Origin of the sequence: Pseudoxanthomonas spadix BD-a59, assembly GCF_000233915.3 — a bacterium.
GTDB lineage: Bacteria > Pseudomonadota > Gammaproteobacteria > Xanthomonadales > Xanthomonadaceae > Pseudoxanthomonas_A > Pseudoxanthomonas_A spadix.
This window is the reverse complement of sequence record NC_016147.2, coordinates 912,324-926,378: the sequence shown is the minus strand read 5'-3', so window position 1 is coordinate 926,378 and position 14,055 is coordinate 912,324. Positions and strand designations below refer to the sequence as shown.

Genomic DNA, 14,055 nt, shown 5'->3' with positions numbered 1-14,055 from the left:
GTTTCAGGCCATCGCCTGAGCGATGCCGTCGTGTGCGATGCGGTGCATCCGGTCCGAGCGCGTCGCCGAGCACAAGGCGCAGACAAAAAAACTTCCTCCCCGCTGGGCACCGGGAAGGAAGTTTCAGTGAGTCTTGCGATCCAGCGTCTTGCGGTTGCCGCGATCCTGTTTAGATCAGCGGAGCCGGCGTCGCGGGGAGCGCGACCGGAGCGGCCTTCTTCTTGGCAACCTTCTTGGAAGGCGACTTCTTGGCAGCCTTCTTGGCGACCTTCTTCGCCGGGGCCTTCTTGGCTGATGGCTTCTTGGCGACTTTCTTGGTTGCGGCCTTCTTGGTGGCCTTTTTGACGGCCTTCTTTGCGGCCTTCTTTGCCGGCGACTTCCTGGCGACCTTCTTCACGGCCTTCTTGGCAGGCGACTTCTTGGCAGCCTTCTTCACGGCCTTCTTGGCTACCGATTTCTTGGCGACTTTCTTGGTGGCCTTCTTGGCCGTTTTCTTTGCAGCTTTCTTCGTTGCCATGTGATGGCTCCTCGTCAGTGATTGCTTTGGATGAAACATCCAGTACCAAGCCCAGTACTCGAAACGCTGCGGGAGTCGGACCCGCATGCAGCCGCCGACGCGCCATGCGCGCTGGGGCGGATCTTGCTGGATGGCGGCCAGGGCCGACGTCCTGCACCGGACCAGGCAAAGACACCCGCGCTGGATGGGCAGGTGTCGTGGCGGATCAGGTGCTGAATTTGCTCGGGGGAAGCGAAGCCTTCGACCATCCTCAGCGGGGTACGGGCGGGCGACCTTGTCGTTGTGCGCTTCGTCGCGATGACCGGCTCGCTTGCTTGATGATGCGTGGGCTGCGTTGGGGCGAAACCTAATCACGGTTTTTATAGGTGTCAACCGTTTTGCATAAAAATTTCGCATCGCGTTTTGCATGGGCATCGCGACCGCGCAGCGCGACCTTACGCCCCGGTTCGCACGTGGATGCACGTTGCATGCTGCGCAAGCTCACGGCATTTTTTGCAGAGTGCTTTTTTTATGCTGTTTTGTGCATGCCAGATGTCGCACGCTGTAGATCGGGCCATGGGCTTGAAGCAGGGCGCCATGGAGGCCATGCGCATGCCCGGCAGTTGAATCGCGACTGATCCGCACAGCTTCAAAGGCGATGATTTTTGCGTCGCGCAGATGGCGATGCCCGCGAACTGCGCAAACTTTTCCGGCATGTGCGGCGTCCATCAACGCATCGGGGATCCACGTTGCATGTACCGACGCGCCCGGCGACGACGCCGAAGGTCGCTCGCTGCGAGTGCCGGACGAAACGAAAAACGCCGCTTCGAAGAAGCGGCGTCGTCGGATGCAGTGTTGCCCGCGGACCGAAGGCGAACTCAGTCTTCCTCTTGGTCCATCTGCTCGGCGTACTCGTCCGGACCCAGCAGTTCGTCCAGCTCTTCCGGCTTGCTGATCTCCACCACGTACAGCCAGCCTTCGCCGAAGGCGTCTTCGTTGATGGTCTCCGGCTTGTCGGCGAGCGCCTGGTTGACCTCGACCACGGTGCCCGACACCGGGCTGTAGACGTCCGAGGCGGCCTTGACCGACTCGACCACGGCGCTGGCCTCACCGGCGGTCACCGTGTCGCCAATGTCGGGCAGCTCGACGTAGACCAGGTCGCCCAGCAGGCCCTGGGCATGATCGGAGATGCCGACGGTGACCCGTCCACCTCCTTCGACGCGGGCCCACTCGTGGGATTTGAGGAATTTCAGATCGCCAGGGATCTCGCTCATGGGGTGCTCCGGCCGAAGGCGGTAGTGGGGAATGGCGGGGAGTTTAGCGAAAGGCGCCGGTGCCTTGTCACCTGGCGTGAGCAGCGCGGCACTCATCTCGCGCAAAACGTCTGACGCCCAGCAACGACCAGGGCAGGTGCAGGAAGACGAAGTGTTCCCACGAATGGGCCATGGCCGCGCCCTGGACGCTCAGTCCAGCACGCTGGGCTGCGCCTGGCCCTCGCGCACGAACGGAGGCTTGACCACCCGCACCGGCATCTGGCGGCCGCGGATGTCCACGTGCACCGCGCCGGGTTCGCCAGCCGGCACGCGGGCCAGGGCAATGGCCTTGCCCAGCGTCGGCGAGAACGTGCCGGACAGGATCTGGCCATCGCCCTGGGCGGTGATGACCTTCTGCCCATGGCGCAGCACGCCCTTTTCATCCATCACCAGGCCGATCAGCTGGCGCGGCGCGCCCTGCAGCTGCTGGGCCTGGAGCACCTGACGGCCGACGAACTCACGGCCTTCGTCCAGGGTCACGGTCCACCCCATCGCCGCCTCGTAGGGCGAGACGGTTTCGTCCATGTCCTGGCCATAGAGGTTCATGCCCGCCTCCAGGCGCAGCGTGTCGCGCGCAGCCAGGCCGGCTGGCCTGACGCCTGCTTCGATCAGCCCCTCCCAGAACGCCACCGCGCCTTCGGCCGGCAGGATGAGCTCGAACCCGTCCTCGCCGGTGTAGCCGGTGCGCGCGACAAACAGCGCTGTGCCGGACGTGCTGATCGCATCGAGGGCGGCGAAGCGGGGCAGCTTGGCGGCGGCCGCCCGGTCATGTTCGCGCAGCAGGCCGATGACCTTGGCGCGTGCGTTCGGGCCCTGCACGGCAATCATCGCCAGCTCCGCCCGCTCGATCACTTCCACGCCATAGGCGGCGGCCTGCTTGTTGATCCAGGCCAGGTCCTTCTCGCGCGTGGCGGCGTTGACCACCAGACGGAAGAAGGCTTCATCGAGGAAATAAACGATCAGGTCGTCGATCACCCCACCGTTGGCGTCCAGCATCGCCGAGTACAGCGCCTTGCCCGGCGTCTTGAGCTTGTCGACCGAATTGGCGAGCAGGTAGCGCAGGAACTCGCGCGTGCGCGGGCCGCGCAGGTCGACCACGGTCATGTGGCTGACGTCGAACATGCCGGCGTCGGTGCGCACGGCGTGGTGCTCCTCGATCTGCGAGCCATAGTTGAGGGGCATGTCCCAGCCGCCGAAGTCCACCATCCTGGCGCCCAGGGCGCGGTGGCTGTCGTTGAGGATGGTCTTCTTGGTCATGGCCGGGTCCTTGCAAAGAGACCGGCATTATTCCAGATGGGCCATGCGGCGGCGGCCTGGCCACCGACACGCAGCGATCAGACCTCCTGCACCCGCAGGGTCATGCCGTCGGTGGCCACGATCCGCACGGCGGCGCCAGCCGGCAGGTCCGGGCCTTCCACGCTCCAGTAGGTATCGGCCAGCTGGATGCGGCCGCGGCCACGCACGATGGCCTGCTCCAGCACGGCGGTCTGGCCGATCAGCTGGTCGGCGCGGCGGTTGAGCAGCGGCTTGTCGCTGACCTGGGCGCGGGCACGGAACCAGCGCCGGTAGATCAGCACCGAGGCGATGGCGAACACCGCGAACAGGATCGCCTGTGCCAGGATGTCCAGGCCCGGCGCGATGAGCATCACCGCCATCATCGCCGCGGCGGCAAAGCCCAGCCACATCAGCGAGGCGCCGGGCAGCAGCGCCTCGGCGGCGAACAGCACCAGCGCCAGCACCGCCCAGAACGCCAGGCGCAGGGTCATGGGGTCAGACACCGCTGCGCGGCGCGCGCGGCGGGATCGCCGGCGGCTTGGGGCCATCGGCACCCAGCGCCTCGCGCGCCAGCTGGGCGATGCCACCGAGCGAGCCGATCATGCCGCTGGCTTCCATCGGCATCAGCACGAACTTCTGGTTGGGCGCGGTGGCCAGCTCGCGGAACGCCTCCACGTACTTCTGCGCGATGAAGTAGTTGATCGCCTGCACGTTGCCATCGGAGATGGCCTGGGAGACCAGCGTGGTGGCCTTGGCTTCGGCCTCGGCCAGGCGCTCGCGTGCCTCGGCTTCGCGATAGGCGGCCTCGCGGCGACCCTCGGCCTGCAGGATGGCGCCCTGCTTCTCGCCTTCGGCACGCAGGATCTCCGACTGGCGCGAGCCCTCGGCTTCCAGGATCGAGGCGCGCTTGTCGCGCTCGGCCTTCATCTGCCGGGCCATGGCATCGACCAGGTCGCGCGGCGGCTGGATGTCCTTGATCTCGATCCGGTTGACCTTGACGCCCCACGGACTGGTGGCATGGTCGACCACGCCCAGCAGGCGCGCGTTGATCACCTCGCGGTTGCTCAGCGATTCGTCCAGGTCCATCGAACCGATCACGGTGCGGATGTTGGTCTGGATCAGCGCGACCATCGCCTGGTCCAGGCTGGACACTTCATAGGCAGCCTTGGCCGCGTCCAGCACCTGGAAGAACACCACGCCGTCGACCTTGACCACCGCGTTGTCCTTGGTGATGACCTCCTGCGAGGGCACGTCGAACACCTGCTCCATCATGTTGACCTTGCGGCCGACGCCCTGCATGTAGGGGATCAGGATGTGCAGCCCGGGCGAGAGCGTGTTGGTGTACTTGCCGAACTGCTCGACGGTGTACTCAAAGCCCTGCGGCACCACGCGCACGCCCTTGAACAGCGTGACCACGACGAAGACCACGATCACCGCGGCCAGGATCATTCCGATGCCCATTGCACTCCCCTCCCCTTTGCTGCGTCCTGCGCCAGGACGCTCCCTCCAGCAAGTATAGGCGCGCATTGGCTTGCCGGTCCTGGGGTCTGGGCACGGCGGCAAGTCCAGGCAGCCCCGCACACGCAACAACGGGCACGGGCATCGCGGTCGAACAACGGCAGGCGCCCACGGCTGCCAGGCCACCTGCTGACCCGGATCACAGCGCAGTGGAACCGGCAAGGCGGCGGGAGCCTGGTGCCGGTGGGCCTACTTGGTGAGGATCAGCTTGTCGTTGCTGGTATGGCGCAGGCGGTAGGTGCGATCGCCGTGCTGGATCAGCATCTCGCGGCGACCCTTGAGCAGCGCCTGGCTGCTGAGGATTTCGGCCGGCGGCACGACGCACGGGGTGCGCTCGGCGGCGCGTTGATCGTTGTGCGGGACGACGACGGTGTGGACATGCATGGCGCGACTCCGTTGGCGGTTCGAAGGTGATGATAATCATTATCATTCAAGAGTCAAATGCCGTCGATCGCCCCGGTCAATGGAAGCCGCGGCCACCCTGTCCCCCGCGCGCGGCGCAAGCCAGATGCAACGAGCTACCCATGTCAGACTGCGCCCGTGTGATGCCTCAAGGAGGCGCGGTGACGCCACGCGGCCGATTCAATCTGGTCATGGGCCTGCTGGTGGCGGGCGCGCTGGGGTTTGCAGGCTGGCGCTGGCGGCAGCAGGCACAGGAGGCGGCCGCGGTGTCCGCGCAGATTGCTGCGCGCGCGGTCCAGGCCGGGGCCCACGCCGAAGGGAAAACGCCGGGCGGCGCCAACGAGGCGCGCGGCCTGCCCTTTGGCGCGCCGTCGATGCCCTTGCCGCTGCCGCCGTGGGGCCAGCCGCTGGGCGCGAACCTGGCCCTGGTGCGCGTGCGGGCCGATGCCGGTGATGCGCGTGCCGCCTGTAGGCTTGGTGTCGAACTGGCCCTGTGCGGCCAGTCCGGCGCCAACCACGCCCCGCACATCGAGGCCGCACGCAGGCTGGCGCTGCAGCAGGGCCAGTCGCCGGCGCAGGCCGATGCGGCCGCAGATACCGCACGCGGGCAGCTGGTCCAGCGCAACCAGGACCCGGCCCGCTACTGCGAGGGCATGGACCGGTCGCTGCGTGGCCAGGCGGGCGCCTATCTGCGCAAGGCCGCGCTGGCCGGCAACCGCGACGCGCTGCTGCGCTATGCGCAGGGCGCATTCTTCGGCCAGGCCGGCAGCGACCAGGATCAGTATCGCTACCTGCATGACCCCGCCTTCGGCCACTGGTATCGCGAAGCGGTGCCGATGCTGCAGCGTGCCCTGCGTGCCGGCGATCCGATGGCCGCGCAGCTGCTGGCCGACGCCTATGCCGACGACCGCACCCCGCTCGATGCCCTGCTGCCCGATGATCCGGTCCAGGCCTACAGCTATCGGCTGCTGCTGTCCTGGCTGCGTGGCGAACCGGCGCCGGACGCTGGCGCCCTGGATCCCCGCCAGCGCGCCGATGCCGAACAGCAGGCCCAGCGGCTGTACCGCGAGTCGTTCGGCAGCCGCCCGGTCCCGGGCGGCGTGCCCCGCGCGCTGGCCCTGCAGCCGGACGATCCCACCACCGCACCCTGCCAATAACCGGCCGCAGCAACCGCCCCACTCATTGGCGCAGGCGTGCGGCATCTGCCCCGGCCGATCACGACAATGGGGTGCGACCGGCGTGTGGCCAGCCAGCAATCCGGCCCGCCTCTGCCCCCGCCCTTTCGCGCCTTTGCGAAGGGGAGGGCTGGGGAGGGGTTGCTTGTAAGCACTTGGCAGCGGGCGGGCGCTGCCGACTTCACCTTGCCGCGGCCGGCGGCCTCACTTAGGCTGGCCGATTCGAGGTCGCGCGTTTTCTGGGGAAGCAGATGCTGGAAGGTGTGTGGCGGGCCGCCTTCGGCCTGTTCGGTCTGGTCGTGCTGCTGGGCATCACCTGGCTGTTCTCCAACAACAAGCGCGCGGTGGACTGGAAGCTGGTGCTTACCGGGGTGGTCCTGCAGATCGGCTTTGCCGCGCTGGTGCTGCTGGTGCCGGGCGGCCGCGAGGTCTTCGACTGGCTGGGCAGGGTCTTCGTGAAGGTGCTGAACTTCGTCGGCGAAGGCTCGAACTTCATCTTCGGCAGCCTGATGGACGTGTCCAGGGTCGGCTTCATCTTTGCCTTCCAGGTGCTGCCGACCATCATCTTCTTTTCGGCGCTGATGGGGGTGCTCTATCACCTGGGAGTGATGCAGGCGGTGGTGCGGATGATGGCCTGGGCGATCACCAAGGTGATGCGCGTGTCCGGTGCGGAAACCACCAGCGTGTGCGCCAGCGTGTTCATCGGCCAGACCGAGGCGCCGCTGACCGTGCGCCCGTACATCTCCAGGATGACCGAGTCGGAGCTGATCACGATGATGATCGGCGGCATGGCCCATATCGCCGGCGGCGTGCTGGCCGCCTACGTGGGCATGCTGGGCGGCGGCGATCCGGCCGCGCAGGCGTTCTACGCCAAACATCTGCTGGCCGCCTCGATCATGGCCGCGCCGGCCACGCTGGTGATCGCCAAGATCCTGATCCCGGAGACCGGCACGCCGCTGACCCGCGGCACGGTCAAGATGGAAGTGGAAAAGACCACCAGCAACATCATCGACGCGGCGGCGGCCGGTGCCGGCGATGGCCTGCGCCTGGCGCTGAACATCGGCGCGATGCTGCTGGCCTTCATCGCCCTGATCGCGCTGATCAACGCGCCGCTGACCTGGCTGGGCGATGTCACCGGCCTGGCCGCGATGACCGGTCGTCCGACCAACCTGTCGACCCTCTTCGGCTACCTGCTGGCGCCGCTCGCCTGGGTGATCGGGACCCCCTGGGCCGATGCGACCACGGTCGGTGCGCTGATCGGCCAGAAGGTGGTGATCAACGAATTCGTTGCCTATTCCGAGCTGGCGCAGATCGTGAACGGCCAGGTGCCAGGCATTTCGCTGAGCGGCGAAGGTCGCCTGATCGCCACCTACGCGCTGTGCGGTTTCGCCAATTTCAGCTCGATCGCGATCCAGCTCGGTGGCATCGGCGGCCTGGCCCCGGAGCGTCGCGCCGACCTGGCCCGCTTCGGCCTGCGCGCCGTGCTGGGCGGCTCCATCGCCACCTTCATGACCGCGACCATCGCCGGGGTGCTGACCCACTTCAGCTGAAGCTCCGTGGTGACGGCGGGCGGCCAGGCGGGCAGCGGCTCGCGTCCAGGCATCCGCGACCGCGACGGCGGCTACACCACCGCCTGCGGCATACTTGCGCCCCCCTGAGCGGCAGCGCACAGCCGCCGTTCCCGAAGAAGAGATCCACATGAGTTCAATCGTTGTCGTCGGCTCGTTCAACGTCGACCACGTATGGCGCTGCGAGACCCTGCCGGTCGCTGGCGCCACCGTCGCCGGGCGCTACAGCTCCGGGCCGGGTGGCAAGGGCTTCAACCAGGCCATCGCCGCCGCGCGCGCGGGTGCATCGACCGCGTTCGTCTGCTCGTTGGGCAGCGATGCCGGCGGCGCCATGGCGCGCGAGCTGGCATCCCAGGACGGGGTCACCGTGGTGGCCGAATCCAGCAACGAACCCACCGGCACCGGCGGCATCTACGTCGATAGCCACGGCCGCAACACCATCGTGATCGGCCCCGGCGCCAACTTCACCTTGAGCACCGGCTTCATCGCCGCGCAGCAGGACCTGCTGGCCGGCGCGCAGGTGGTCCTGGCGCAGCTGGAATCGCCACTGGAAAGCATCGAAGCGGCCATCACCGCCGCCCACGCCGCCGGGGTCACCACCATCCTCAATCCGGCGCCCGCCAACGCGGTGGCCAGCATCTCGCTGCTGCGCCAGAGCGACATCCTCACCCCCAACGAGACCGAATTCGCCGGCCTGCTCGGCCGTCATGTCGGCCATCGCATGGAAGCCGACGATGTCGCCGCGCTGGACGGCAACACCCTGCACGGCCTGTGCCGCCAGCTGCTGCCCGGCGGCACGGTGGTGATCACCCTCGGTGCGGTCGGTGCATTCGTCTCGCATGAGGACGAGCAGCTGCGCGGCGACACCCAGCCCTATTACCGCGTCGCCGCCGAAAGCGCGCAGACCGTGGACACCACCGGGGCCGGCGATGCCTTCAACGGCGCCCTGGCCGCCTCGCTGGCGCACGCACCGCAGGCCGCGTTCAACCTGCACGTGCGCTTTGCCAACCGCTTCGCCGCGCGTTCGACCGAACGCGAAGGCGCGGCCGCGTCGATGCCGCGGTTGACGCCGGAGGACTGAGAAGCCGGGACCCGGGGCCCGGGACCCGGGACTCGGGACTCGGGACTCGGGACTCGGGAAAGCATCGACGTCTTGTTGAAACGGGCAAGTGTTTCATTTTCAGGCCTTGCCGCCACTGCGCCCTGCTCCCGCTTTCCCGCTCTTCCGCTCTTCCGCTCTTCCGCTCTTCCGCGAGCCTCTTGCGAAATTCCCGCTGAAACGGGGTTGAGTGCGTGGGCCAGCGGCGCGCGGGTGACTTTTTGTCCGGTCCGGGCGTCCTGGAAGGGAATCCGGAGGGCGCTTTGGTCGAGAAGTGACCATGGCGCGGTTTTGCAGGCACGGGGAATCCGGCGCCATCGCGCACGGAGGCGGTGGGCGGGGTCCGGCGCCGGAGGCTAGGTGACCCATCGCAGCAGTTGATCGGCGGCCAGGACCAGCACGCCGAACATCAAGTGGGTCATCACCTTGGCGGGGCCGCGCACGTTGATGCGGTGGGCCCCGAAATCATCCTTCAAGCGTGCATTGACGCGCTCCACCGTGCTGCGCTCCTTGAAGCGCCGGGCTTCGTGGGGCGCAAATGTGATCTTCTCGCCACCGCGCGGGTTGTGATCGATCAGCGGCACATGGCCCAAACTCCGGCTGTGCGCGCGCAGGATCGGGCTGCAATACGCCGCGTCCATCAGATCGTAGAGGTGGGTGACGCGCTGCGCAGTGATCGTGGCCAGCGGGATCGCCACCTGCGAGTCATGCACGCTGGCCGAGGTCAGCACCGCCGCGATCGGGATCATGCCGTCGGCCACGTCCAGGTGCAGCTTGTAGCCGACCCAGGTGCTCTTGAAGCCCTGGCTGTTGCGCTTGGTACCCACCTCGCAAGCCTGCGGCAGCTCGGCCAGCATCGCCGACAGACGCATGCCGGCGGCCTGACGTTCGATGCGGGAGGGTTCCTTGGACGGACGCACTTCCCCTTTGCGCGGCCGTCCACGTTGACGGGGAACGACGGCGGGCGCGGGCGCGGCCTTCACCGGGCGCTCGCGCGCTTCGATGGCCGTGGCATCGCGCGACACGTGCCCGATCAGGGCGTCGCCCAGTTCGCGTCGGATCAGCGCTTCATGCACACGCGCCGCCAGACCTTGCTCGGCAAACTCGGCAAATGCCCGCGAGAACAAGGACGCGTTCAATGGCGCCTTGCGGCGCAGATCGAATCCGCACAAGCGGCGCAGCAGGGCAACGGCGTTGAGCCGCTCCACCAGGTCCGAGGTCTGCGTCAGACCCAGCACCGCCTTGGCCACGAAGGCCCGCGCCAGCGCCGCGCGCTCAATCGGCGGTCGGCCCACCAGCCCCCGCGACGAAGGCACGAACCGCTTGATCTCCACCTGCTCCCAGATGCGCAGCAACCGCTCCATCACCGGCGTCAGCGGCTGGCCAAGATCAGCATCCACCAAAGGCACCAGCTCCTGCTGGAAACGACGATGGAATTGCGTCAGGCGTTCGCGCAGGGCAGTATTCATTCGGCGGGTGCTGGTGTGGCCTTGACAACTCCATCATGCCTTCAATGGCAACACCCGCTCTACTCTTTTTTCACCGCTACCGCCGGTGAGAAAATCAGCCTCGTCGGGGAATTTTGCAAGAGGCTCTGAGGGGGAGTTCAAAACATGGCAGTCAATCTTCAGAAGGGTCAGAAGATCTCGCTGGAAAAAGCGGACGGTAGCTCGCTGTCGCAGATCTCGATGGGGCTGGGCTGGGATGTCGCGAAGGGCATATTCGGTATCGGCGGTGGCAGCATTGATCTAGACGCGTCATGCGTAATGTTCGACGAACTCAAGCGCGTGACGGACACCGTATGGTTCCGCCAGCTGCAGAGCCGAGACGGGAGCATCCGTCACTCAGGCGACAATCGCACCGGCGACGGCGATGGCGACGACGAGACGATTCACGTTGATCTCAACCGGGTGCCCAGCGAGGTTAAAAGCCTGGTCTTCACGGTCAACAGTTTCACGGGGCAGAATTTCGGCAAGGTCGCCAATGCCACCTGTCGACTTATCGACAATACCAACAGGACCGAAGTCGCTAAACTCGACCTAAGCGACGTGAAGGGACCGCACACCGCCATGATCATGGCGAAGGTGTATCGCCACAACGGCGCCTGGAAGATGCATGCCATCGGCGCGAACGCTACTGGGCGCACGTTCCAGGACCTGCTGCCCCGCATTCTCCCGCATCTGTAATACACGCCGCAGGCGGGATATCGTCCCGCCTGCTTGGCTCCGTTGTATCTGGGAGCCGTTGTGTCCGCACCGCATGGTGTCTGGTTCAACCGCAACTTTAGTCACATTCGTGCCGCTCTCGATCTGATCCACACGGCCGATTTCGAGAATCGCTACACGCTGCTTTGCTCTCACCCGAACCCGCAATTTGCAGGGTTCTTTGCTGCGCACGAGGCATTCCTCGAGCCGTCTTTCCCCAACAACAGCCAACCGTCCCACGTCGACCGGTGCTTTGAGCAATGCAGGGAATGCAGCGTCGCGCTGTTCTACCCTGGCCATGCTCAGGCCGCGATCCTCACCCGCCTTTCCGAATTCGAAGCCATCGGCGCATGCGTTATCGCCGTCAGCAGCGTAGATGCCCTTACATGTCTGGAGGACAAAGCGCTTTTCTGCGCTGACTAAGTCGCCGCGCCGGTGCCGGGACCGGAGTTTGAGCGCGCCGCCGCCAGTGCCGAGTACCACGCCGCATACGCCCGACTGCGCCAGCGCCATCGGGTCGTTAGCATCAAGCCGGCGGTAGGTGTTTATGGAGTCGGTTTACGAGTTATCGACGAAAGCCGCAACGCACTTGCACACATGCTGGGCGGCATCGACTACGTAAAAAAGTCTTGACTGGAAATCGAGACCTAAGATCCTGCTTTTGAGTCCTGAGTCCTGAGTCCTGAGTCCTGAATCCCAAGTCCCAAGTCCCGAGTCCCGAGTCCCGAGTCCCAAGTCCCGAGTCCCGAGTCCCGGGTCCCGGGTCCCGGGTCCCGAATCCCGAATCCCGAATCCCGAATCCCGCATTCCGAGTCCCGATCAAATGCACATCGGCCCCTACAAGATCGATCCACCGCTGATCCTGGCGCCGATGGCCGGGGTGACCGACAAGCCGTTCCGGCAGCTGTGCAAGCAGCTGGGTGCGGGCCTGGCGGTCTCGGAGATGACCATTTCCGATCCGCGTTTCTGGAACACCGACAAGTCGCTGCGACGCATGGACCATGCCGGCGAGCCGGCCCCGGTCAGCGTGCAGATCGCCGGCACCGAGCCGCAGCAGCTGGCCAGGGCCGCGCGCTACAACGTCGACCACGGCGCCCAGATCATCGACATCAACATGGGCTGTCCGGCCAAGAAGGTGTGCAACGCCTGGGCCGGCTCGGCGCTGATGCGCGATGAAGGCCTGGTGGCGCGGATCGTCGAGGCGGTGGTCAAGGCGGTCGATGTGCCGGTGACGCTGAAGATCCGCACTGGCTGGGATGCCGGACATCGCAACGCGCCGGTGATTGCCCGTATCGCCCAGGACGCCGGCATCGCCGCGCTGGCCATCCACGGCCGCACCCGCGACCAGCAATACACCGGCGTGGCCGAGTACCAGACCATCGCCGCGATCAAGGCGGCGCTGTCGATCCCGGTGTTCGCCAACGGCGATATCGATTCACCGCAAAAAGCCGCGCAGGTGCTGCGCGCCACCGGTGCCGATGCGGTGCTGGTCGGACGCGCCGCGCAGGGCCGGCCGTGGATCTTCCGCGAGATCGCTCATTTTCTGGCCACCGGCGAGGAACTGCCGCCACCGTCGATCAGCGAGGTGCGCCAGATCCTGCTCGGCCATCTGCATGCGCTGCATGAGTTCTACGGGGAACTGCAGGGCGTGCGCATCGCCCGCAAGCACCTGGGTTGGTATGTGAAGAACCGCCCGGAACAATCCACTGAAGAGATGGCCGCCTTCCGCGCGGTGGTCAACCGCGCCGAAACCGCCGAGGCGCAGTTGCGCCTGACCGCCGATTACTTCGACGCGCTGGAAGCTGGCGTGCCGTCCGGATTCGCCACCGCAGCCTGAGCCTGCGGCGCGAGGGTCGCATCGCGCAGCGGCGCATCACTCTGGTGCCAGATGCGATGCCAGAGCGCGGACATCAGCCGCTTGAAGCCCGACGCGCCGGAGATCGGCAGCGGTGCCTTGATCTGCCGCGGCGCGATCGCCTGCCATTGGTCCGCGCGCCATTGGGCCACGGCGAAATTGAAGGTGTAGTCCGGGTCCAAGCCCATGCGCAGGTCCGACAGCACCAGTGTCTTGCCCTGCACCTGCGCGCGCATGAAGCCGTGGTTGAACCAGTCCAGGCGCGCCACCGAAGGGATGCCGATCGCCTTGGCCTGGGCCAGCGCCTGGGTGTTGGAGGCATGGCCATGGAACTCCATCGGCCCGGTATCGAACACTGAGCGTTCGGCATCGACATAGCCACCGGGCGTCATCGCCACCACCCGCCACAGCAGCGTGCTGAACGGCAGCGGCGTGGAGAAGCGCGGCGCATCCACCAGGCCCATCGCCGCCAGCGCGCGGCCGGCCTCGCGGTCCACCACCGCCTTGGCCGCGATCGATCCCACCAGCACCAATGCTACCAGCGTCACGCCGGCGATCGCGCCGCGGCGGCCCCAGGGTTTCTTGGGGATGCACCAGGCCATCACGCAGCCCAGCAGCAGCCACAGGGTGAAGGCCGGTTCGACGATGAAGAAGGTCGACCACATCGCCGGTCGCACTTCCAGTGGCCACAGCAGCCAGGTGCCGTAGACGGTGCAGGCATCGATCAGCGGATGGCTGAGCAGGCAGGCCTGGATCAGCCAGAACCAGCGCACCGGCGCCGCCTTCACCCGCTTGCCACGCACCCGGCACGCCCACCACACCAGCCCGCCGATCAGCGGCAGCACAAACACCGAATGCAGGAAGCTGCGATGCCATGTCATCCAGGTCACCGGGTCGTCGGTGAAGGTCAGCAGCAACGGCACGTCCAGGTCCGGCACGGTGTTGAGCGCCGCGCCGGCCAGCAGGGCGGCGCGGCGCTGGCCGGCCGGTGCGATCGCCGCACCGATGGCGCCGCCGAGAACCAGGTGAGTGATCGAATCCATGGCCGCCGATGCTAGCAGCGGACCCAAGGCCTCTCTCCCGACCCGTCATTCCCGCGCAGGCGGGAATCCATGGACGTCCCCCCACCGAGAGCAACGTCCTTGGATCT

Annotated in this window: 15 protein-coding genes; 6 read left to right on the top strand and 9 right to left on the bottom strand. The window is 66.6% G+C overall.

Annotated elements, in window-relative coordinates; genetic code table 11:
- Positions 1 to 169: 169 nt before the first annotated feature.
- The 7 genes from DSC_RS15970 to hemP form a co-directional block, all read right to left on the bottom strand.
- On the bottom strand, positions 170 to 517 hold the full coding sequence (locus DSC_RS15970) for a hypothetical protein (protein WP_043290392.1): 348 nt from the start codon (positions 515 to 517) through the stop codon (positions 170 to 172).
- Between the two features lie 480 nt (positions 518 to 997).
- A complete protein-coding gene (locus tag DSC_RS16500) occupies positions 998 to 1,225 on the bottom strand; it encodes a hypothetical protein (protein ID WP_147475083.1) in 228 nt (75 codons plus the stop codon).
- Between the two features lie 149 nt (positions 1,226 to 1,374).
- Positions 1,375 to 1,770 (bottom strand): glycine cleavage system protein GcvH, encoded by a 396-nt coding sequence (gene gcvH, locus DSC_RS04105; protein ID WP_014159870.1) that lies wholly within the window; start codon positions 1,768 to 1,770, stop codon positions 1,375 to 1,377.
- 189 nt (positions 1,771 to 1,959) lie between these two features.
- Positions 1,960 to 3,066 carry a glycine cleavage system aminomethyltransferase GcvT gene (gene gcvT, locus DSC_RS04100; protein WP_014159869.1) on the bottom strand — a complete coding sequence of 369 codons (1,107 nt, stop codon included), beginning with the start codon at positions 3,064 to 3,066 and terminating at the stop codon, positions 1,960 to 1,962.
- A gap of 77 nt (positions 3,067 to 3,143) precedes the next feature.
- Complete coding sequence (locus DSC_RS04095; protein ID WP_014159868.1) at positions 3,144 to 3,575, bottom strand: NfeD family protein; 432 nt, start codon at positions 3,573 to 3,575, stop codon at positions 3,144 to 3,146.
- A gap of 4 nt (positions 3,576 to 3,579) precedes the next feature.
- Positions 3,580 to 4,545: an SPFH domain-containing protein gene (locus DSC_RS04090; protein ID WP_014159867.1), complete on the bottom strand. Its 966-nt coding sequence runs from the start codon at positions 4,543 to 4,545 to the stop codon at positions 3,580 to 3,582.
- Between the two features lie 246 nt (positions 4,546 to 4,791).
- On the bottom strand, positions 4,792 to 4,986 hold the full coding sequence (gene hemP / locus DSC_RS04085; RefSeq protein ID WP_014159866.1) for a hemin uptake protein HemP: 195 nt from the start codon (positions 4,984 to 4,986) through the stop codon (positions 4,792 to 4,794).
- A gap of 179 nt (positions 4,987 to 5,165) precedes the next feature.
- Between hemP and DSC_RS04080 the strand changes: the two genes are divergently transcribed.
- The 3 genes from DSC_RS04080 (at position 5,166) to DSC_RS04070 (ending at position 8,828) form a co-directional block, all read left to right on the top strand.
- On the top strand, positions 5,166 to 6,161 hold the full coding sequence (locus tag DSC_RS04080) for a hypothetical protein (protein WP_014159865.1): 996 nt from the start codon (positions 5,166 to 5,168) through the stop codon (positions 6,159 to 6,161).
- A gap of 269 nt (positions 6,162 to 6,430) precedes the next feature.
- On the top strand, positions 6,431 to 7,729 hold the full coding sequence (locus DSC_RS04075; protein ID WP_014159864.1) for a NupC/NupG family nucleoside CNT transporter: 1,299 nt from the start codon (positions 6,431 to 6,433) through the stop codon (positions 7,727 to 7,729).
- A 148-nt stretch (positions 7,730 to 7,877) separates the two neighbouring features.
- Complete coding sequence (locus tag DSC_RS04070) at positions 7,878 to 8,828, top strand: ribokinase (RefSeq protein WP_014159863.1); 951 nt, start codon at positions 7,878 to 7,880, stop codon at positions 8,826 to 8,828.
- Positions 8,829 to 9,202: 374 nt separating this feature from the next.
- Here the strand turns inward: DSC_RS04070 and DSC_RS04065 are convergent, their stop codons facing one another.
- On the bottom strand, positions 9,203 to 10,315 hold the full coding sequence (locus tag DSC_RS04065; RefSeq protein ID WP_014159862.1) for an IS1182 family transposase: 1,113 nt from the start codon (positions 10,313 to 10,315) through the stop codon (positions 9,203 to 9,205).
- 144 nt (positions 10,316 to 10,459) lie between these two features.
- Between DSC_RS04065 and DSC_RS04060 the strand changes: the two genes are divergently transcribed.
- From DSC_RS04060 to dusB, 3 genes are all read left to right on the top strand, one after another.
- Positions 10,460 to 11,032, top strand: a complete 573-nt coding sequence (locus DSC_RS04060; protein ID WP_014159861.1) for a TerD family protein — start codon at positions 10,460 to 10,462, stop codon at positions 11,030 to 11,032.
- Positions 11,033 to 11,092: 60 nt separating this feature from the next.
- On the top strand, positions 11,093 to 11,473 hold the full coding sequence (locus tag DSC_RS04055) for a hypothetical protein (protein ID WP_052299763.1): 381 nt from the start codon (positions 11,093 to 11,095) through the stop codon (positions 11,471 to 11,473).
- 400 nt (positions 11,474 to 11,873) lie between these two features.
- The gene (gene dusB / locus DSC_RS04050; RefSeq protein WP_014159859.1) at positions 11,874 to 12,887 is read left to right on the top strand and encodes a tRNA dihydrouridine synthase DusB; all 1,014 of its coding nucleotides are present in this window, start codon (positions 11,874 to 11,876) and stop codon (positions 12,885 to 12,887) included.
- Here the strand turns inward: dusB and DSC_RS04045 are convergent.
- Positions 12,833 to 13,948: a metal-dependent hydrolase gene (locus tag DSC_RS04045; RefSeq protein ID WP_014159858.1), complete on the bottom strand. Its 1,116-nt coding sequence runs from the start codon at positions 13,946 to 13,948 to the stop codon at positions 12,833 to 12,835. The two genes, dusB and DSC_RS04045, sit on opposite strands and share 55 nt — an antisense overlap.
- Positions 13,949 to 14,055 lie beyond the last annotated feature (107 nt).